The organism is Achromobacter kerstersii (assembly GCF_902859595.1).
Lineage (GTDB): Bacteria > Pseudomonadota > Gammaproteobacteria > Burkholderiales > Burkholderiaceae_B > Achromobacter > Achromobacter kerstersii.
Window position 1 is genome coordinate 1,054,677 of sequence record NZ_CADIJQ010000001.1, and the last position, 20,171, is coordinate 1,074,847.

16 protein-coding genes are annotated in these 20,171 nt (G+C 63.9%); 12 read left to right on the forward strand and 4 right to left on the reverse strand.

Going from position 1 to position 20,171, the window contains the following annotated elements:
* Positions 1–308: 308 nt before the first annotated feature.
* The 4 genes from HV765_RS04635 to asd all read left to right on the forward strand — a co-directional run bounded on the left by HV765_RS04635 (position 309) and on the right by asd (position 4,873).
* The gene (locus HV765_RS04635; RefSeq protein WP_175169512.1) at positions 309–1,022 is read left to right on the forward strand and encodes a response regulator transcription factor; all 714 of its coding nucleotides are present in this window, start codon (positions 309–311) and stop codon (positions 1,020–1,022) included.
* Between the two features lie 10 nt (positions 1,023–1,032).
* On the forward strand, positions 1,033–1,902 hold the full coding sequence (locus HV765_RS04640) for an HpcH/HpaI aldolase/citrate lyase family protein (protein ID WP_175168965.1): 870 nt from the start codon (positions 1,033–1,035) through the stop codon (positions 1,900–1,902).
* A gap of 356 nt (positions 1,903–2,258) precedes the next feature.
* Entirely contained in the window at positions 2,259–3,890 is a 1,632-nt protein-coding gene (locus HV765_RS04645; protein WP_082386955.1) for an ATP-binding cassette domain-containing protein, read from the forward strand.
* Positions 3,891–4,000: 110 nt separating this feature from the next.
* Positions 4,001–4,873, forward strand: coding sequence for an archaetidylserine decarboxylase (gene asd, locus HV765_RS04650; RefSeq protein ID WP_054422050.1), 873 nt, complete (start codon positions 4,001–4,003; stop codon positions 4,871–4,873).
* An 87-nt stretch (positions 4,874–4,960) separates the two neighbouring features.
* Here asd and HV765_RS04655 read toward each other — a convergent pair whose 3' ends face one another.
* Positions 4,961–5,887, reverse strand: a complete 927-nt coding sequence (locus HV765_RS04655; protein WP_175168966.1) for a PepSY-associated TM helix domain-containing protein — start codon at positions 5,885–5,887, stop codon at positions 4,961–4,963.
* 107 nt (positions 5,888–5,994) lie between these two features.
* On the opposite strand from HV765_RS04655, the gene HV765_RS04660 reads away from it, so the two are divergent.
* From HV765_RS04660 to HV765_RS04670, 3 genes are all read left to right on the forward strand, one after another.
* Positions 5,995–8,091, forward strand: a complete 2,097-nt coding sequence (locus HV765_RS04660; RefSeq protein WP_175168967.1) for a TonB-dependent siderophore receptor — start codon at positions 5,995–5,997, stop codon at positions 8,089–8,091.
* A gap of 1,124 nt (positions 8,092–9,215) precedes the next feature.
* On the forward strand, positions 9,216–10,469 hold the full coding sequence (locus HV765_RS04665) for an alpha-hydroxy acid oxidase (protein ID WP_175168968.1): 1,254 nt from the start codon (positions 9,216–9,218) through the stop codon (positions 10,467–10,469).
* 87 nt (positions 10,470–10,556) lie between these two features.
* Positions 10,557–11,729, forward strand: coding sequence for a metallophosphoesterase (locus tag HV765_RS04670; RefSeq protein ID WP_175168969.1), 1,173 nt, complete (start codon positions 10,557–10,559; stop codon positions 11,727–11,729).
* A 55-nt stretch (positions 11,730–11,784) separates the two neighbouring features.
* Here HV765_RS04670 and HV765_RS04675 read toward each other — a convergent pair whose 3' ends face one another.
* Positions 11,785–12,243: an Lrp/AsnC family transcriptional regulator gene (locus HV765_RS04675; protein ID WP_054422028.1), complete on the reverse strand. Its 459-nt coding sequence runs from the start codon at positions 12,241–12,243 to the stop codon at positions 11,785–11,787.
* Between the two features lie 92 nt (positions 12,244–12,335).
* Here HV765_RS04675 and HV765_RS04680 point away from each other — a divergent pair, with 92 nt between their 5' ends.
* Entirely contained in the window at positions 12,336–13,532 is a 1,197-nt protein-coding gene (locus HV765_RS04680) for an MFS transporter (RefSeq protein WP_175168970.1), read from the forward strand.
* A gap of 19 nt (positions 13,533–13,551) precedes the next feature.
* Here HV765_RS04680 and HV765_RS04685 read toward each other — a convergent pair whose 3' ends face one another.
* Positions 13,552–14,373: a MetQ/NlpA family ABC transporter substrate-binding protein gene (locus HV765_RS04685; protein ID WP_156336423.1), complete on the reverse strand. Its 822-nt coding sequence runs from the start codon at positions 14,371–14,373 to the stop codon at positions 13,552–13,554.
* Positions 14,374–14,549: 176 nt separating this feature from the next.
* On the opposite strand from HV765_RS04685, the gene rocD reads away from it, so the two are divergent.
* Both rocD and rocF read left to right on the forward strand, forming a co-directional pair.
* The gene (gene rocD / locus HV765_RS04690) at positions 14,550–15,785 is read left to right on the forward strand and encodes an ornithine--oxo-acid transaminase (protein ID WP_175168971.1); all 1,236 of its coding nucleotides are present in this window, start codon (positions 14,550–14,552) and stop codon (positions 15,783–15,785) included.
* Positions 15,785–16,747, forward strand: a complete 963-nt coding sequence (gene rocF, locus HV765_RS04695; RefSeq protein WP_175168972.1) for an arginase — start codon at positions 15,785–15,787, stop codon at positions 16,745–16,747. The genes rocD and rocF overlap by 1 nt, the downstream gene beginning before the upstream one ends.
* A 91-nt stretch (positions 16,748–16,838) precedes the next feature.
* Here the strand turns inward: rocF and HV765_RS04700 are convergent, their stop codons facing one another.
* A complete protein-coding gene (locus tag HV765_RS04700) occupies positions 16,839–17,579 on the reverse strand; it encodes an IclR family transcriptional regulator (RefSeq protein WP_175168973.1) in 741 nt (246 codons plus the stop codon).
* Between the two features lie 227 nt (positions 17,580–17,806).
* Here HV765_RS04700 and HV765_RS04705 point away from each other — a divergent pair, with 227 nt between their 5' ends.
* Together HV765_RS04705 and HV765_RS04710 are read left to right on the forward strand one after the other, a co-directional pair.
* Positions 17,807–19,033, forward strand: a complete 1,227-nt coding sequence (locus HV765_RS04705) for an ABC transporter substrate-binding protein (RefSeq protein ID WP_054422017.1) — start codon at positions 17,807–17,809, stop codon at positions 19,031–19,033.
* Positions 19,034–19,101: 68 nt separating this feature from the next.
* Positions 19,102–20,166, forward strand: coding sequence for an alcohol dehydrogenase (locus HV765_RS04710; protein WP_175168974.1), 1,065 nt, complete (start codon positions 19,102–19,104; stop codon positions 20,164–20,166).
* Positions 20,167–20,171: the final 5 nt, after the last annotated feature.

The window sequence follows — 20,171 nt, forward strand, 5'->3', positions numbered from 1 at the left end:
GATAAAACTCGCCCGCAAGCACGGTGGATGGCCGTTCGGGCGATGCGCAACGGGCTGCGCATTTTTTGATCAGACGCTGTTTGCGCAGGGCTTGGATCACATCCGTCTGGTTTGCCGCGCCGCCGCATCGTCGATGATGATATTCTCCGCAAACATCAACGATACGAAACGTATCATCCCCGTATCACCCATTCGGCGTTGCCCCCCGCGCAAGCGAACCGTCCCCACACCAAGAAACCCAGCATGTCAGGAGCGAAAAGCGTGTTTGCCCTTGGAGCGCTTTGCGTGCACACGCAAGCGGCGACACCGTGACGATCATCGTCGTTGACGACCACGGAGACTGGCGCGACACCATCGCCGAATACATCCACGACCTGGGTCTGGACAAAGTCATCCTGACTGCGGGTTCGCTGGCGGAACTGGATCAGTTGCTGTTGAGCGTCACGCCCGGCATCCTGGTGCTGGACGCCATGCTGCCCGACGGCGATGCGCTGACCCGCGTGTCGCATCTACGCACCACATATCCGGCCATGGGCATCATCATGCTCACCGGCCGCTTGCTCAGCGAAGACAAGGTGTCGGGCCTGAGTCTGGGCGCCGACCACTACCTGACCAAGCCCGTCAACCTGAATGAATTGGGCGCAACGCTGGTGTCCTTGTCGCGCCGCTTGCGCGTCGTGCCTGCGACTGACGACGCTCAGTCTGACACCTGGCGCTTTGACCCCGCGCGGCGCATGCTGACATCGCCCGGCCAAGTGTGCGTGGACATCACTGATACCGAAAGCCGGCTGATCGGCGCCCTGATCCAGGCCGCACCGCTGCCCTTGACGCGCGGGCGTCTCGTTGAAGCACTGGGCGCCAGCGCCGACGCCTACGACACGCACCGCCTGGACGCGCACATGCACCGGCTGCGCCGCAAGCTGCGCGCGCTGGCGGGCGGCGACATCGGCATCCGCACGGTGTATGGCGTGGGCTATGTCTGCACAACGCCGGTGCAGATTGTTGGCAACCTCAAACCCTGATCCGCATCCCATGACGCTTCCCATCCGCCCCCGCCGCTCGGTGCTTTACATGCCCGGCGCCAATGCACGTGCGCTGGACAAGGCCCGCAGCCTGGATGCCGACGCGCTGATTCTTGACCTGGAAGATGCCGTTGCGCCCGACGCCAAGACGCAGGCCCGCGAACAAGTGGCCGCCGCCTTGCGAGAAGGCGGATATGGACGCCGCGAATGCATCGTACGCATCAACGCACTGGACACGCCCTGGGGCCACGACGACATCAACGCCATCGCTCAAGCCGGCGCGCATGCGGTGTTGCTGCCCAAGGTGCAATCCGCCGCGCAGCTGACGGCCTTGGCTGATGCGCTGGACGCAGCCGGCGCGCCGCCGGATTTGCCGCTCTGGGCAATGGCTGAAACGCCGTTGGGCTATCTGCGTCTGGACGCGATTGCAGGCGGCCACGCCCGCTTGGCCGCCATTGTCGTCGGCACGTCAGACCTGGTGAAAGACCTGCACGCGCGCCACACGCCTGGCCGCGAAGAAACGTTGCTGGCGCGTTCGTTGGCCGTGATGGCCGCGCGCGCGCACGGATTGGCCGTGCTGGATGGCGTGCATCTGGACTTGCAGGACGACGCGGGCCTGGAAGCCGCGTGCCGCCAAGGGCGCGATCAGGGCTTTGACGGCAAGACGCTGATCCATCCCAAGCAAATCGCCCCAGCCAATGCGGCATTCGCGCCCACGGAAGATGAATTGGCCACAGCGCGCAAACGGCTGGACGCCTGGCGCGCCGCGCAAGCCGCCGGCTTGGGCGTTGCCGTGGTCGATGGCGCCTTGGTGGAAAACCTGCACGCGCAAGAAGCCGAACGGGTGCTGGCGCTGGCCGCCGCCATCGCCGCGGCATAGCTTGCCTTGTCTGAGGCATCGTTTGCCTTGCCTGCCGCATAGCTTGCTTTGCCTGAGGCATCGCTTGCTTTGCCTGCGGCATAGCCGCTCCCACGCGCGGCATCGCCCCCCCTTCCTGGGGCAATTCCGCCCCGTTTTCCACCGCCCGATGCGCCGATGCGCGCGGCCCGGTACAATACTGCCCACGATCCGACGACGCGCTTATCCGGCGTCCCGTCCCTTCGCCTTTCGCGCCCGATAGCCCCAAGCAAGTTCCCGGCATGGCGCGAACCCTCTCCGGTTCCCTTTTTTGCGCCGCGCCATTGTGGCGGGAGCCTTGCCGCGCGGTTGCCGCGCCACCCCCTGCCCCAAGATTCATGATCCGCTTCCAACAAGTTTCACTCATGCGCGGCGTCAAGCCCTTGCTCGACAAGGTCGACCTGCTCTTGAACCCCGGCGACAAGATCGGCCTGATCGGCGCCAACGGCGCTGGCAAGTCCAGCCTGTTCGGCCTTTTGCGCGGCACGCTGCACGCCGACCAAGGCGATCTCGACTATCCGTCCAGCTGGCGCATGGCTTACGTCGCGCAGGAAACCCCCGCGCTTGACCGCCCCGCCATCGAATACGCCATCGACGGCGACGTCACGTTGCGCAAGCTGGAAGCGGAACTCGCCGCGCTGGAAGCCGAACCCGAAAGCGCCGAGAACGGCCTGCGCATGGGCGACATCTACGCCGCGCTGGCCGACGCCGACGCCTACACGGTGCACTCGCGCGCCGAACAGCTGCTGACCGGCCTGGGCTTCACGCAAGCACAGATGCATCTGCCGCTGACAAGCTTTTCCGGCGGCTGGCGCATGCGCCTGAACCTGGCGCAAGCGCTGATGTGCCCGTCCGACCTGCTGCTGTTGGACGAACCCACCAACCACTTGGACCTGGACGCCATCATCTGGCTGGAAGACTGGCTCAAGCGTTACCCGGGCACGCTCATCGTGATCTCTCACGATCGCGATTTCCTGGACGGCGTGGTCAACGTCATCGTCCACATCGACGAGCGCAAGCTCAAGCGCTACTCGGGTAACTACTCGTCGTTCGAACGCCAACGCGCCGCCCAGCTGGAATTGGCGGCCGGCATGATGGAAAAGCAGATGCGCCAACGTTCGCACCTGCAATCGTTCATCGACCGCTTCAAGGCCCAGGCCAGCAAGGCGCGTCAGGCGCAGAGCCGCATCAAGGCCCTGGCCCGCATGGAAGAAGTGGCCCCGTTGCGCGCCGCCGCCGAATTCTCGTTCGAATTCCGCGAACCGCTGCGCGCCCCCAACCCGTTGCTGACCATGGACAAGGTCAGCGCGGGTTACCGCGTGGAAGACGAAGACACGCAAGCCGTGTCCGACAAGATCATCGTGTCGGGCATCAACTTCTCGCTGCAAGCGGGCCAGCGCATCGGGCTGCTGGGCATCAACGGCGCGGGCAAGTCCACGTTCATCAAGACCATCGCGGGCGATCTGGAATCGTTGGCGGGCGACACGCAATTCAACAAGGGCCTGTCGATTGGCTACTTCGCCCAGCATCAGGTTGAAATGTTGCGCCACGACGAATCGCCGTTGTGGCACATGATGAAGATCGCGCCCACCGTGCGCGAGCAAGAGCTGCGCAACTTTCTGGGCAGCTTCAACTTCAACGGCAACATGGCCACCAGCTCCATCGCGCCGTTCTCCGGCGGCGAAAAGGCGCGCCTGGCGCTTGCGCTGATCGTGTGGCAGCGTCCCAACCTGCTGCTGCTGGACGAGCCCACCAACCACTTGGACCTGGAAACGCGCGAAGCCTTGACCACCGCGCTGGCGCAGTTCGAAGGCACGTTGATGCTGGTCTCGCACGATCGCCATCTGCTGCGCGCCACCACCGATGAGTTCATCATCGTGGCCGACGGCGTCGTCAAACCGTTCGATGGCGACCTTGACGACTACAAGGACTGGCTCTACAAGACCAAGCTGGCCGCCAAAGCCGCCTGATCGCGTTACAATCCCGCGAATTGCACGCAGCTGTCTCCGCTAGACGGCTTGCAACGCAACCTTCAACCCCGTCCCGCTGTACGCGGGACGAGTTTTTTCAGCGCTCGTAGATGACGATCAAAGACCAACTATTTCTCGCCAGCCAGTATCTTGCGCCCCATCACCTGGTGTCGCGCTTCTTCGGATACGCCTCAGACTGCCGGGAACCCGCGGTCAAGAATTGGATGATCTCGCGCTTTGTCCGCAAGTACGGCGTGGACATGAGCCAGGCCTTGCAAGAAGACCCGTTGGCCTACGAGTGCTTCAATGACTTCTTCACGCGTGCGCTCAAAGACGACGCGCGCCCGCTGGACGACGAGCCCGGTTCGGTGCTCTGTCCGGCTGACGGCGCCATCAGCCAGATGGGCGCCATCGAACAAGGCCGCATCTTCCAGGCCAAGGGCCACAACTACGGCCTGGTGGACTTGCTGGGCGGCGACGCCGAACGCGCCGCCCCCTTCCAGGGTGGAGAATTCGCCACCATCTATCTGTCGCCGAAAGACTATCACCGCGTCCACATGCCGGTAGCCGGCACGCTGCGCGAGATGGTGCATGTGCCGGGCCGCTTGTTCTCGGTGAACCCGCTGACCGCCCGCAACGTGCCGCGCCTGTTCGCGCGCAACGAACGCGTGGTCTGCATCTTCGACACGGAACATGGCCCCATGGCTGTGGTGCTGGTGGGCGCGATGATCGTTGCGTCCATCGAAACCGTCTGGGCAGGCTTGGTGACCCCGTTCAAGCGCCGCGTGAAGTCCGTGCGCTATGACGCCGCCGCGCGTGCGCCGATCCATCTGGCCAAGGGTGCGGAAATGGGCCGCTTCAAGCTGGGCTCGACCGCCATCGTGCTGTTCGGCCCTGACAAAATCCGCTGGGCCGATACCCCCTCGGTGACGGGCCCGGTGCGCATGGGCGAACTGCTGGCCCTGCCGAAGTTTTCGGGCTGAAACGCCCGGTGTCGAAGTTCATTGAACTTGGGTGATGATTGGGACCATCACATCTCGAGGCCCCCATGCCAGTGCGCCTGCCCTACCCTACAACGGCTGTGAGCTAGACGCGGTTGACGAACGTCTGCCAGCGGCCAAGACCTGACATAACCACGCGACGGCCCAGGCGGACAGGTCACGGGAATGCGGTGCGCCGGCTGGCGCACCGCGCCGCTTGAGTGCCGCCCGCATGGCCTCGGCAACACGGATGCCATAAAGACACGCCCCCGTCAGGGATAGCGTGGTCAACAGTAGCCCAAAAATGAACCACAGCACGCGCACAGGCCACCCGCCGAACGTGCCGAAATGGATCGGGTCCGCGAGCTCGCCGATGCGCTGGTGCACACTCATGTCCTGCCCGTCGTTGCGCCCCAGGATCTCGCCTGAAACGAGCTCGACACCGATGACGTTGGCGCGCTCACGCAACAGCAATCCATTCGCCTGCCCTTCCAACAACAGGGCCTTCCCGTTGGGGGTCGGCCGCAAGCTGGAGATCTTCAGATCGGGCCACGCCGCCTGTGCCGCGGAGATTGCCCTGTCGACGTCATCGGCCGCCAACGGCGCGTGCTTGGCATTGCCCTTGAGCTGCACAATCGCGGGAAGAAGCGGCGCCTTCGCCCCCAGCGACTCGACCAGATACCAGAACGCAGTCATGCCAATAAGCAGCATGAAACCGAGACTCCAGACGCCGGCCAGCCGATGCACATCACCCCAGGTCAATCGCGGTTTTCCCTTGCGCGGCCATGTCAGAAAGCCGCGCCACCAGCGCTTGTAGATGAAAAGGCTGCTGGCCAGCATCAACAGGAGCGGGATGGACATCAGGGCGACCAGCGGCACGCCGAACTGCCTTTCCTGAGGCGTGACCCGCATGGCAGGTTCAATCAGCCAATCAATCTCGGCCGCCATCACCGCCAGCGTGAAGACATCGCAAGGCAAAATTTTCGAGCGCCTTGCCGCGCTCGTCGTGCATTGCAATGCTTATAATTAATCGTTGTTATTCTCATTCGCATATCGTGGTGCGCTTTCAGAAAGCGCGCTGTGGCGCATCCTCTCCACCGCTTCACCTCCCCTGCCGTCCCTTCATGCCCTTGCATCCCTATCCGGCATTCGCTGCCGCCTTGGCGCTGGCCGCCCCCTTTGCCGCCGTTGCACAGAACTCCGATTCCGCCGTGGAACTGCCCGCCGTGCGCGTAACTGGCGACGACGCAGGCCAGGAAAGCCTGTTCAACCCTATCGCGCCGCCCACGGTCACCAAGTCGTCGGTTCCCCTGGCCAAGACGCCGCAGTCGATCACCGTGATACCCCGGGCGGTCCTGGACGCGCAGCAGGCGCAGACCCTGGCCGACGCGCTACATAACGTGCCCGGCGTCGTCAGCAATCAGTTTGGCCGCCGCGGCTGGGACGACCTCATCATCCGCGGCCAGGTCGCTTCGGATTCCTTGTTCCTGGACGGGCTGCGCACAGCGGCAAGCAACCGCATCGCCGAACAACTGTTCGGCGTGGAGCAGGTAGAGGTGTTGAAGGGCCCCGCCTCGCTGCTTTATGGGCAGGTCCTGCCCGGCGGCCTGGTCAACATGGCCAGCAAGCGCCCGCGTGCCGAAAGTTTTGCGGAAGTGGCCACCACCGTGGGCAGCCACGATTTCCGGCAGGCTACGCTGGACATGGGTACGCCGCTGTCGGACAACGGCAAGGCGGCATTTCGCATCAATGCCTTGGCCATGAATTCGGATGACGAAACAGACCACGTGTGGTTCAAGAATCGGTTCATCGCCCCTTCGCTGTCTTTGGATCTGGGCGCGCGAACGGATTTCACCATCCTCACCAGCTACCAGGAACGCCGCTACATCCGCCAGCAGGGATTGCCGGTCGCCGGGTCAGTCCAGTCAAATCCTAATGGCCAGATCCCCCGAAACCGCTTTACCGGCGAGCCCGGGCAGGACCCCTATCGCGGCTACCAAAGCCGCGTGGGCTATGCGCTGACGCATCGGTTTGACAATGGCTGGACGGTCAACCAGAACGCGCGCTGGCAGTCATTTACGCTCAATGGCCAGTTGGTCGCCAATGGCCTTTTGCGCGCGGACAATCGAACGCTGCGGCGCACCGCCACCGACCAGCACTGGGACGGCGACACGATCACGCTGGATACCAACGCACAGCGCGGATTTGAAACCGGCTTTGGCCGCCATGACATCACGGTTGGCGTGGATTACCTGCGCACGCGGGAGAACAGCCTGTCGTACAACTGCTCGGTGCGGGATCTGGACGTCTACCAACCCGTATACGGCAGCGCCATCAACTGCCCTGCCAATCCGCGCACCGACAGCAGCACCACCGTGCGCTCGATTGGCCTGTATGCCCGCGACCAGATCGCGCTGGGAGATCGATGGAACGCGGTCTTCGGCCTGCGTCATGACAGCGCCACCACTTATTCGACGGAACATCGCACGCAGGCGCGCGAAGACAGCAGCGATAACGCCATCACGGGTTCAGGCGCATTGATGTACGAGGTCCTGCCCGGCGTGCGGCCTTATATCAGCTACGCCACGTCGTTCTATCCCAACAGCGGCACCCGCGTAGACGGCGGCACATTCAAACCGGAAAGCGGCAGGCAATGGGAAGCCGGCGTGAAGTTCGACCTTAACGACGGCGCCACCAGCATCACCGTGGCGGCGTTCGATCTGGAGCGCCGCAATGTTCTCCAATCCGATCCGCTGAACGACGGCTACAGCATTGCGGTCGGCAAGCAACGCACACGCGGCGCGGAATTGGGATGGGCAACGGACCTGACCGACGGCCTGAGCTTGATGGGGGGATACGCGTATCTATCGGCCGTCGTCGTTGACGATGGCGGCCAGCAGCCGTCCACCAACAATACCCGCCTCAACAGCGTTCCGCGTCACAGTTTCAATGTAACTGCGCGCTATCGGATGCACGGCGACCTGGCCGGCTGGGAACTGACCGGCGGGCTTCGCGGTGAAGGAAGCCGTTATACCTACGGCTATGACCTCCCCGGCTATGTCGTTGCCGACGCAGGCGTGGCATATAACGCGCGCCGCTGGCGCGCAGCGCTAACCATGAACAACCTGTTCGACAAACCCTATTACGCAGGCGGAGTACGCAACGCGGTCGCGCTGGGCGATGGACGCATCACCCTTTTAACGCTGTCGTACCGCCACTGATCGCGGAGCGGCTGGGGGATGGGGCGGCAAGCGCGTGAGCGTCTGCATCCCCTGTATGAACTGCTGCGGGCCGATGCGGCAAGTATGAAAGCTGGGGCTTCTATCCGATATACACCCACTAAATGGCTGCGTCTTGCCAGCGCGCGACGCGACGCCCATTCCAGCCATGGAGGTCTGCTTTCGGCCAGGAGCGGTCGGCCGGATCATCGGTCAAGAGCCGTCATCCAATGTAGAAGTGATCGGCCTGCGCGGTATTTCGTGCAGATCCGATCGACTGCCGGGTTAGATCGGAAAATTAACGAGAGCCCCCTATCATTTACTTTTGGGGGGATTGCTAGATTTGCTAGGTTTGAGGGATGGTGTATTCCCTGGTGTAGTTTTGTTATCGCGGCGGCGCTGATCCGGTTTTCCTGTTGATTGTGCTATCGGCTTTGGTCCTGGTTTAAGTGCCATCAATGCTCTCCTTTGTGGTTTAAAAATTACAGTGGGCGAATAACCTTTTACTTGGTTTCAGGACAGCAGCATTGCTGTGTAACAGCCCGCCCGAGTGCTGGCTGAAGTCACGTTACCTCACTTTACCCATGACCGGCGGTGCGAGCGAGCGGGTTTTTACGTATGGACGGAGATTCAGAGCGCCTGCCGTCGGCCCGCATTAGCGCCACCTTTCAGTCGTAAGCACCTTTTTCGCTAGTGAAATTGGGATTCCTTTCGTCGAGGAAAACCCCGTGGAACCGGATCTCCATGCAGCAAATCGGTTCCTTCCTTATTCCATCGAGTTCTGCATGTCATGGGTCAAGAGCTTAATTAAGCGGCTATAGCCACAGCCATAGGGCGCAACCTGAGCTGATGGATTAGTGCACATCTGCACTGCGGCGACTGTGCCACACCTAAGACGAGACTTATGAGCCCACACACCCAGACGGCCGGAATGGGTCGGAAGCGGTCTGCTGGCTCGAGGTACTTTCCGCCTAGGTTACGGCCAACTTCAGTGAACCAAATCTCAAGTTGAATGAACTTCGGACACCCGGCGCATCTATGCGCCAAAAAGCGAATAAGGTTTTCTTTATTAATTCGCTTTCAGCGATAAATCGGCGTTGCTAGATTACGGGCTTTGCCGGCCCGCCATGACATCCAACGCCCTGCCCGCCACCGCGCCCGATCGCGCCACCGACCGCGCCACCACCACCCGGCCCTTGCCGCGCGCGCTTGCGCGCATGTTGTCCCTGGACGATTTCGAAGCTGCCGCACGCAAGCGCTTGCCGCGGCCCATCTTTGGCTACGTTGTCGGGGCCGCGGAAGACAACCAATCGCTGCAAGACAACCGCCGTGCGTTCGCGCAGTACGGCTTTGCGCCCCGCGTGCTAGTCGATGTGTCGCACCGCACGACGCAAACCGAATTGTTCGGCCGCACCTACGCCGCGCCCTTCGGCATAGCGCCAATGGGTATCAGCGCCTTGTCGGCCTATCGCGGTGACGTGGTTCAGGCCCGAGCCGCCCGCGAAGCGAACATCCCGGCCATCCTTAGCGGCACATCGCTCATTGCGTTGGAAGACGTTATCCAGGAAGCGCCCGGCACCTGGTTCCAGGCCTATCTGCCGGGCGACCCGGCGAAGATCGACGCCCTGGTCGAACGCGCCCGCCGCGCTGGCTACGAAACGCTGGTGCTGACGGTGGACATCCCCGTGTCGGCCAACCGCGAAAACAATGTGCGCACGGGTTTTTCCACGCCACTCAAGCCCAGCCTGCGTTTGGCTTGGGACGGCCTGACGCGGCCGCGCTGGCTGGCCGGCACCTTTCTGCGCACGCTGCTGGCGCATGGCATGCCGCACTTCGAGAATTCATTTGCGACACGCGGCGCCCCTATCGTGTCCGCGTCGGTGCTGCGCGACTTCACCGCGCGCGACCATCTCAGCTGGGAGCATGTGGCGCGCATCCGCCGCCAATGGCCGGGTACGCTGATCATCAAGGGCATTCTGCATCCCCACGATGCGGCCTTGGCCCGCCAGCATGGCGCGGACGGCATCATCGTGTCCAACCACGGCGGGCGCCAACTGGATGGTGCGATATCCCCGCTACGCGCGCTGCCAGCGATGGTGGATGCGGCGGGCGGCATGACGGTGATGATGGATAGCGGCGTGCGCCGCGGCGGCGACGTGCTCAAGGCGCTGGCCTTGGGCGCCCGCTTTGTGTTCGTGGGCCGGCCTTTCAACTACGCGTCGGCGGTGGGCGGACAGGCAGGCGTCGCACACGCCATCAACCTGCTGCGGGCCGAAGTGGACCGCAACATGGCGATGCTGGGCATCAACAACGTCCGGGAGATGGACGCCAGCCTCCTATGGTGCGACGGCTTGCCCAGCGCATCCGGCCCATTGCCATGAACCGGGGACGCTAGCCCGGCATAGAATGGCGTTTCCTTTGCTACGTGCGCGCCGGGTCAAAAGGCCGGCGCGCCTCTCGCCCGCGCCGTGTCCCTACGCCAATCCTCGTTTTTTCTGCGCTTTCTGACGCTTGGGGCATTGGCCCACGTCTATGTGGGCGCCCGCTTGATTCCCGACGCGCTCCTCAGCGGCGCAGGCGCTGCCGCCGCCATCCTGGCCTTGCTGCTGTCGTGCATTCTGATTCCGCTGGGCATGCTGGCGCGTTCCTCCGTGAACCCGCCCTGGGGCGACCGCATTGCGTGGGTCGGGCTGATTGCGATGGGCCTGTTCTCATCGTTCTTCGTGTTGACGGTGGTGCGCGACGTCGTGCTGCTATTGACGTGGCTGGCGAATCTGGTGATCGGCGCAGCGCTGCCCTGGATGCAGATTCGCAGCATCAGCGCCTGGACGGTTGCCGCGCTGGCGCTGGCCAGCACGCTGATCGGCTTCTATAACGCGCGCCGCCTGGCGCGTGTGGTGGATGTGGATGTGCCTGTGGCCGGCCTGCCGCAAGACCTGGACGGTTTCACCATCGTGCAGATCAGCGATATTCACGTCGGCCCAACCATCAAGAAGCGCTATGTGCAGGCCATTGTCGATGCCGTGAACGAACAGTTGCCCGACGTGATCGCCATCACGGGCGATGTGGTCGATGGCAGTGTCGAGCATCTGTCCGAGCAAGCCAGTCCGCTTGGCGCCCTGCGCGCGCCTTACGGCGTGTACCTGGTCACCGGAAACCATGAATATTATTCAGGCGCGGCGGCCTGGGTCGCCGAGTTCCGCCGGATGGGCCTGCGCGTGCTGATGAATGAACACGCGGTGATTCATCCGTCGGGCTTGCCCGTGGTGGTGGCCGGCGTCACGGATTACAGCGCCGGCGCCTTCGACCCGCAGCAGCGCAGCAACCCTAAGGCCGCGCTGGCCGGCGCGCCCGCCGACGCTTGCGCCAAGATCCTGCTGGCCCATCAGCCGCGCAGCGCCGCCGCCGCGGAACCCGTGGGCTATACCTTGCAGCTGTCCGGCCACACGCACGGCGGCCAGTTCTTTCCGTGGGGGTTCTTTGTGCGCTTCCAGCAACCGTTCACGGCCGGCTTGCATCGCCTGGGCAAGATGTGGGTGTACACCAGCCGTGGCACCGGCTACTGGGGTCCGCCCAAGCGGCTGGGCGCGCCGTCCGAAATCACGCGCTTGCGCCTGCGCACGGCAAAAGGCCGCGTCTGAGAACGCGGCCCTTCGCTTTCGCAATGCCCGAAATACCGGCGATGCCCGCTGGAAATCAGCCCGCGGTATCCGGTAGCGGCCCACGTTCCAGATAACTGGTCAGCGCGATATCGCTGGTGGTGTTGGTGATGCCGTCGATCTTATGAATGCGCGCCAGCAGCAGTTCCAGCGCCTGGGTGTCGCGCACGCGCACCTTCAACAGCATGGCGCTCTTGCCGGTGATGGTGTGAATCTCTTCCACCTCGGTCAGCTCGGCCAGGCCCAGCACTTGTTGCGTGATGCTCCAGTTATTGGTGTCGACGTGCACAAACGCCAGCAAGGGCCGGCCTATGCGTGCGCCGTCCAGCTTGGCGGCAATGCCTTTGATCAGGCCATCACGCTTCAATCGCTTGACGCGTTCGTGCACGGCCGGGGCGGACAAGTTCAGTACTTTGCCCAATTCGGCGTAGCTGGGCGTCGCGTCGTCCGCCAGCAGCGTTAATAGTTTTCGGTCGCGATCGTCAAGGTCTGCCATCGGAATCAGGTTCTGCCTTACGGCATTCGAACTTTTATGGAATAAGGAATTATTGGAGTTAACCCTTATTTTATTCCAATAAAATTCGGGCCATGCAGAATCGTAGCAAGCAAAACCCCCGGGCGGCTTCGTCCGTACCCGCCCTGATGTTCGCCGTCAGCGTCGTTGGCTCCAATGGCCTGGCGCTCAGCCCGATCTTGAGCGACGTCGCACGTTCCTTCTCGACGTCCCCGTTGACGATCAGCACGGCCATTTCCGCCTACGGCGCGGCCACCGCGGCCAGCGCGTTCTTCCTGGCCGGGCGCATCGACCGCATCGGCATCCGCCGGTCGCTATTAGGGGCGATGGTGGCGCTGATTGCCGCCCTGCTTCTGTCCGCCGCCGCGCCGCACTGGATCGTACTGACGCTGGCGCAAGCGCTGGCGGGCGCGGCGGCAGGCGTGATTCTTCCTGCGGCTTATGGGTCTGCGTCGCTGGTGGCGGCCCCGGGTCAAGAGGCGCGCACGCTTGGGCGCGTGATCGCGGGCTGGTCGGTGTCGCTGGTGGTGGGCGTGCCGCTGTCTGCACTGATTTCCGACGCCGTGGGCTGGCGCGCCACGTACGGCGTGCTGGCCTTGTGCGGCACGGTTGCCTTGCTGGGCCTGCGCACGCTGCCTGAGCGCCGCGCCGAAAACCCCGCGCCGTTGCGCTTGTCGCGCCTGCTTGCGCCTTTGTCGTATCGCGATGTGCCGATTCTGCTGTTGGCCTGCCTGGCGTTCTCGTCGGCGTTCTACGGCGTGTATGCCTTTCTGGCAGATCACGTGCGCACGCTGCTGGCGCTGTCGGCCGGCCAAGTGGGGTTTATCGCTTTCGCCTATGGTGCGGGGTTCTTGCTGGCCGGTATCGCGGGTGCGCCCTTGATCGAACGCCTGGGGCCGCGCCGTGCCTTGCCACTGGCGTTGGCGGCGATTGCGCTGGTTTATCTGGGCTTGTTGCCGGCCGCGCATTCGCTGGCGGCGGTGCTCGCCATCGCCACGCTATGGGGCGCGGCGTCGCAACTGAGCCTGAACCTGCTGGTGCTGTTGCTCTCGCGCGCCCGGCCTGAAGAGCGCGGCGCGGTGCTCGGGTTGAACACCTGCACGACCTATCTGGGCGCCAGCGTCGGCACCGCGGTGGCCGGCACCCTCTACACCCATGCCGGGTTTGAAACGCTGGGCTTGTGCGCGTCGGCCGCCGTCGGTATTGCGGCGCTAAGCCTGCACTGGCGCTTGAACGGCCGCCGCGCCGCACGCAGCGAAGCGGCCGCCTGACCGGGCGCCTGAGCCCGCTTTACCAGGGGAATGAAATCAGATCGCCGTACAGGCGCTTCAGCGTGCTCTTCACTTCCGGCGAATTCTGGTAGATGGCAATGAACTTCAACAGGCGCGGGTCTTGCGCCTTGTCGGGCGTGGTCACCCAGCGGATGGCATAGCGGCGAATGCTTTCCGGGTCGGTGTTGTCGAACGCCAGACCATCTTTTTCATTCAGGCCGGCCTGCTTGGCAAACGTGGTGTAGGTCACCGACGCAGTCACGTCGTCAAACGTGCGCGCGGATTGCGACCCTTCGATCTGCACGAATTTCAGCTGCTTCGGGTTGGACACCACGTCCTGCAACGTGGCCTGATGCGCCACACCCGGCTTCAGCTTGATCAGCCCGACGGATTCCAGCAGCAGCAACGCGCGGCCCGTGTTGACGGGGTCATTCGGCACAGCGATGGTGGCGCCGTCCGGCACCGTATCGCCCTTTTTCAGCTTCTTGGAGAACAGGCCGATCGTGGTCGAGTAGCCGTAGGCGATGGGCGTCAGGTTGGCGTTGCGGCGCTGGTTGAACAGCTGCAAGAACGGCTCGTGCTGAAAGAAGTTGGCATCCACCGAACCATCCGCCACGGCGATGTTGGGCAGCACCCAATCATTGAACTCCACCAGCTTGACGTCCAACCCTTCCTTTTTGGCCTGGGCAATGGCCAGCTCGGTGGCTTCGTTCGCCACGCTGGGAATCACGCCGATGCGCAGGGGCTTGTCTTGCGCCAGCGCGGGCGCGCACGCCGCCACGCTCAAGGCCGCCACGGCGGCGCCGCGCGTGAGTTTCAACAGCAAGGGGTGCAAAAACATGAATGCCTTCCGGTAAATAGGGAAAACCGGGCGCCGCCCGGCATAGGCGCTATTGTGCAGCAGCTTGGCCGCCCCCCGCCCAATAGCCTTTGTCACGCAATGGCAATGCCATGGCGCGGGCGACAGCGCTAAGATGACCGCACCGATGTTGGCTGTCATTCGCCTCGGGAGGCCCCATGAACGACGTTCTGACCACCCTGCCCAGCTTGCGGTCCGCCGCCCGCCGCCGCGACCAGATCGAAGACCAACTGGGCGCGCACAACTACCATCCCCTTGACGTCGTCATCGCGCGCGGCAGCGGCGTCTGGGTCTATGACGTAGAAGGCCGCAAATATCTGGATTGCCTGTCAGCGTATTCCGCCGTCAACCAAGGGCACTGCCACCCACGCATTCTGGCGGCCATGGTCGAGCAGGCGCAAAAGCTCACGTTGACGTCTCGCGCGTTTCGCCATGACCAGATGGCGCCGTTTTACGAAGACCTGGCGCGCTTGACCGGCGCGCACAAGATCCTGCCGATGAACAGCGGCGCGGAAGCCGTCGAAACCGCCATCAAGGCCGTACGCAAATGGGGCTACGAAGTGCGCGGCGTGCCGGAAGACCAGGCCGAAATCATCGTCTGCGCCAACAACTTCCATGGGCGCACGCTGGGCATCGTGGGCTTTTCAACGGACCCCGACGCCTACGGCCACTATGGCCCCTTCGCCCCGGGATTCAAGGTGGTGCCTTTTGGTGATTACGATGCCTTCAACGCCGCCATCACCCCCAACACCGTTGCCTTTCTGGTGGAACCGATTCAGGGCGAAGCGGGCGTGGTGTTGCCGCCCCCAGGGTATTTCACGCGCGTGCGGCAGCGCTGCACCGAGCAAGGCATCACGCTGATCCTGGATGAAATCCAGACCGGCCTGGGCCGCACGGGCAAGCTGCTGGCTGAAGAACATGAAGGCATCGAAGCCGACGTCACCTTGATCGGCAAGGCGTTGTCGGGCGGCTTCTATCCGGTGTCGGCGGTGCTGTCCAATGCGGACGTGCTGGGTGTGTTCCAGCCCGGCCAGCATGGCAGCACGTTTGGCGGCAACCCCTTGGCGTGCGCCGTGGCCCGCGCCGCGCTACAGGTGCTGACCGACGAAGGCATGATCGATAACGCCGCGGCCATGGGCGCCTATTTCCTGGAGCGGTTGCACGCCCTGCCCGGCCCGGTGCGCGACGTGCGCGGACGCGGGCTGATGCTGGCGGTGGAACTGGAGCCCGACGCGGGCGGCGCGCGCCGCTGGTGCGAACGCTTGCAGGCACGCGGGATGCTGGTCAAAGACACGCACGGGCACACGCTGCGCCTGTCGCCGCCGCTGATCGTGACGCGCCAACAGATCGACTGGGCGTGCGACCAATTAGCCGCGGTACTATCCGCCCCTTGATGAACCCAACCGGAGTCCGCACTTTGCAGAACACCGCCACCCTGCCCACCCAAATCACCCTGATCGGCGCGCCCACGGATATTGGCGCGGGCGCTCGCGGCGCATCGATGGGCCCGGAAGCCTTGCGTGTGGCCGACCTGGGCGCGGTCATCGAAGCCCAGGGGTTTGAAGTCACAGACCGCGGCAACCTGTACGGGCCCGCGAACCCGTGGCTGCCTCCCGTGGACGGCTATCGCCATCTGGAAGAAGTCACCGCCTGGAACCAGGCGGTGCACGACGCCGTCTATGCCGAACTAAGCCTGGGCCGCATGCCCATTTTGCTGGGCGGCGATCACTGCCTGGGCATCGGCTCCATCAGCGCCGTCGCGCGCCATTGCCGCGAAGCAGGCAAGAAGCTGCGCGTGCTGTGGCTGGACGCGCACGCCGACTTCAATACCCACGCACTGACGCCCACCGGCAATATCCATGGCATGCCGGTGGCGTGCCTGTGCGGCTATGGGCCGGAACAGATCATCGGCATGTCGGGCCAGACGCCCGACATCGAACCCGGCTGGGTGCGCCAGATTGGCATCCGCAGCGTGGACCAGGGCGAAAAGCGGCTGGTGCATGAAGCGGGGCTGGAAGTGTTCGACATGCGCTATCTGGATGAGATGGGCATGCGCGCCACGATGGAAGCGGCGCTGGCCGGCCTGGATGCCGACACGCATCTGCACGTGAGTTTTGACGTGGATTTCCTGGACCCCGACATCGCGCCGGGCGTGGGCACAACCGTGCCGGGCGGCCCGACCTACCGCGAGGCGCAGCTCTGCATGGAAATGATTGCCGACACGGGCTTGATGCGTTCATTGGATGTAGTGGAACTGAACCCCGCCTTCGACGTGCGCAACAAGACGGCCGAACTGGCGGTGGACCTGATCGAAAGCCTGTTCGGCAAGTCCACGCTGATGCGGCGCGGCAGCTGATCCGCGGTTGATCCGCGGTTGATCCGCTGGTGATCCGCCGTTGATCCACCGTTGATCCCCTGGTGGGCCTGCGCCTTCGCCGGCCCCACCGCTACCCTTCCCGCGTGCGCCGGATGGCCTCTGCCGCCGCCTGTAAATGTTGCAGGTTCGGTTCGCGCTGCGCCCAGACGCGCGGTGTCGGGCCCGCCATGCATAGCGCATACCATTCCCCCCCCAGATCCAGCGCCACGGCCAGCCCGGTCAAATCTTCCACGCTCTCCCCCACGTTCGCGGCCCAGCCCTGCACCTGAACCCGTTCTACCTCGGCACAAAGCGCGTCGCGCGTGGCCAAGGTGTGTTCCGTATAGCGACGGAAATCGGCGGCGGCCAAGACGCCATCGCGTTCCGTTGGGGTCATGCGCGCCAAGATCGCTTTGGCCACCGCGCTGGTATGCAACGGCCGCCGTTCACCCGGCCGCGCCGCGTAATGCACGGGCTGCGTGGATTCCACGACATCCAGGAACACCACCGCGCCATCCTGGATCTTGCCCAGCATCACGGTTTCATTGGCGGCGTCGCGCAACGCCAGCAGATGCGGGCGCACCTGTTCCAGCCAGGGGTCACCCGTCTGAATCAACGCGCTCAACGCCTGCAATCGCGCCGTGGGGTAGTAGCCCCCGCGGCGACGCACTTCGTAGAGATAGCCGCGCGCGACCAGCGTGCGCACCAGCGCCAGACAGCTGGACATCGGCGCGCCCAGGCCTTGCGCCAATTCGGTCAGCGGCAGCGGCCGGCGGGCCTGCGCAAACAGCTCGATCACATCCAGCGTGCGGGCAACAAGTTTCACTTCCATGGTGGCGACCCCTGTTCGGATTTACCTGAGCGAAATGCCTGAATCTGCTAGGTAATCCACTATGTTGACTTTTCATATGGGCGAACCTAAATTCTTGCACAGGAATTTTTATTCACCAATAAGAAATAAATTTCAGCCGGCTGGAGAACCGGCGCCCCGCCAGCGGTCTCGCGTCATCACCAAAAAACTCAAACATTCGGCCCGGATGGGGCTGAGGAGACAGAAAGATGCGTATCAAACCCCTGTTGGCGGCTGTGGCCGCCGCGACGGCTGCGTTCGGCCCGTTCGCCGTCACGCCAGCCCACGCCCAATCGGACGTCGTCCGCCTGGGCGTGTCCAATGACCGCTCTGGCATTTACTCGGACCTGGGCGGCTTGGGCTCTGAGATGTCCGTGCGCATGGCCGTTGAAGATTTCGGCGGCAAGGTGGCGGGCAAGACCGTGGAAGTCATCGGCGCCGACAACCAGAACAAGGCCGACGTGGCCTCGGCCTTGGTGCGGCGGTGGTTCGACACGCAGGGTTTGGTAGCGGTGGTGGACGGCGGCGCCAGCTCTGCCGGCCTGGCGGCCCAGGGCGTGGCCAAGGAAAAAGGCGGCACGGCGCTGATCAGCGGCGGCTTTGCCGGCGACTTCAGCGGCAAGCAATGCAGCAATCTCAGCACGCAATGGGCGCCCGACACCTATGCGCTGGCCAACGCGGTCGTGAAAAGCGTGGTGGAAAGCGGCGGCAAGTCCTGGTACTTCATCACCACCGACTACGTCTTCGGCAAATCACTGGAAAGCAATGCCACCCGCTTTGTGCAGAACGCGGGCGGCAAGGTGGTGGGCAGCACCCGGCATCCGCTGGGCGCGATGGATTTCGCGTCGTTCCTGGTGCAGGCGCAATCGTCCAAGGCCGATGTCGTGGGCCTGGCCAGCGCCGGCGGCGACCTCGTCAATCTGATCAAGCAGGCGCAGGAATTCGGGTTGACGGGCGGCAAGCAGCGCATGCTGACCTTCCTGACCTTCATCAATGATGTGCAGGCGATGGGCCTGCCCGTGGCGCAAGGCCTGACGTTTCCCACCGGCTTTTACTGGGATGCCGATGAAGACACCCGCGCCTGGACGCAGCGCTGGCAGAAAAAGATGGGCGTGACGCGTCCGCCGTCAATCGTGCAGGCGCTGAGCTACGTGGCCACCACGCATTATCTGCAAGCGGCGCAAGCCGCCGGCACCTTCGAGGCCGCCGCCGTCAATCAGAAGATGCGCGAGTTGCCCATCACCACCAAACTCATCAAGAATGCCCGTATCCGTCCTGAAGACGGGCGCGTCATCATGGACTTGTATCTGGTCGAAGTGAAAAAGCCCGCCGAATCGAAATACCCGGGTGACTTCTACCGCATCCTGTCCACGGTGCCGGGCGACAAGGTGTTCGTGTCGCTGGCCGACAGCGAATGCCCCCTCATCAAAAAGTGAATCGTCAGCGCTTCGCCCCAGGTGTAGGCTGAGGCCCCGGACATAAGAAAACCCAAGGAGACTTTCCCATGAAGTGTTATTGCGTCGTCAACTTCCGCGAACCCTTGCAGGAAATGGAGCAGCCTACGCCCACGCCGCAGGGCACGCAGGTGCTGCTCAAGGTTCGCGCGGCGGGCGTGTGCCACAGCGATATCCACTTGTGGGAAGGCGGCTACGACCTGGGCCAGGGCCGCACCCTGGCCCTGAAAGATCGCGGCGTGTCGCTGCCGCTGACGATGGGCCATGAAACCGTTGGCAGCGTGGTAGCGGCCGGGCCCGACGCGCAAGGGCTGTCGAACGACCGTAACTACCTCGTCTACCCGTGGATCGGCTGCGGCAAATGCGCACCGTGCCTGGCGGGCATGGAAAACCATTGCAGCGCCCCCGCCTGCCTGGGCGTGCACCGCGCCGGCGGCTACGCCGACCACATCGTCGTGCCGCACTCGAAATACCTGATCGACATCGGCGACCTGGAACCCGCGCAGATCGCGCCGTATGCGTGCTCGGGCCTGACGACCTACTCCGCACTGAAGAAGATTGGCGCCGACGTCTACCGCGAGCACCCGGTGGTGATCTTCGGCGCAGGCGGCCTGGGCCTGATGAGCCTGACGCTGATCAAGGCGCTGGGCGGCGCGGGCGCCATCGTGGTCGACATCGACCCCGCCAAGCGCCAGGCCGCATTGGAAGCCGGCGCACTGGCCGCGATTGACGGCGCTGCGCCCGATGCCGCGCAGCAGATCATCAAGGCGGCGGGCGGCAAACCCGTGCAAGCCGCGATCGATCTCGTCGGCGCGCCCGCCACCACGTCGCTGGCGTTCGACTTCCTGACCAAGGGCGGCAAGCTGATCATCGTGGGCCTGTTCGGCGGCGCTTCGTCGTGGCCGATCGCGTTGATCCCGATGAAGGCGATGTCGATCATCGGCAGCTATGTCGGCAACCTGACCGAACTGCAAGAGCTGATGGACCTGGTGCGTGCAGGCAAAGTGCCGCCGATGCCGGTGCACCGTCACGCGCTGGCGGAAGCCGACAGCGTGCTGGCGTCGTTGCGCGCAGGCAAAGTGGTGGGACGCGCGGTGCTGACGACGGAGGCCTAAACGCA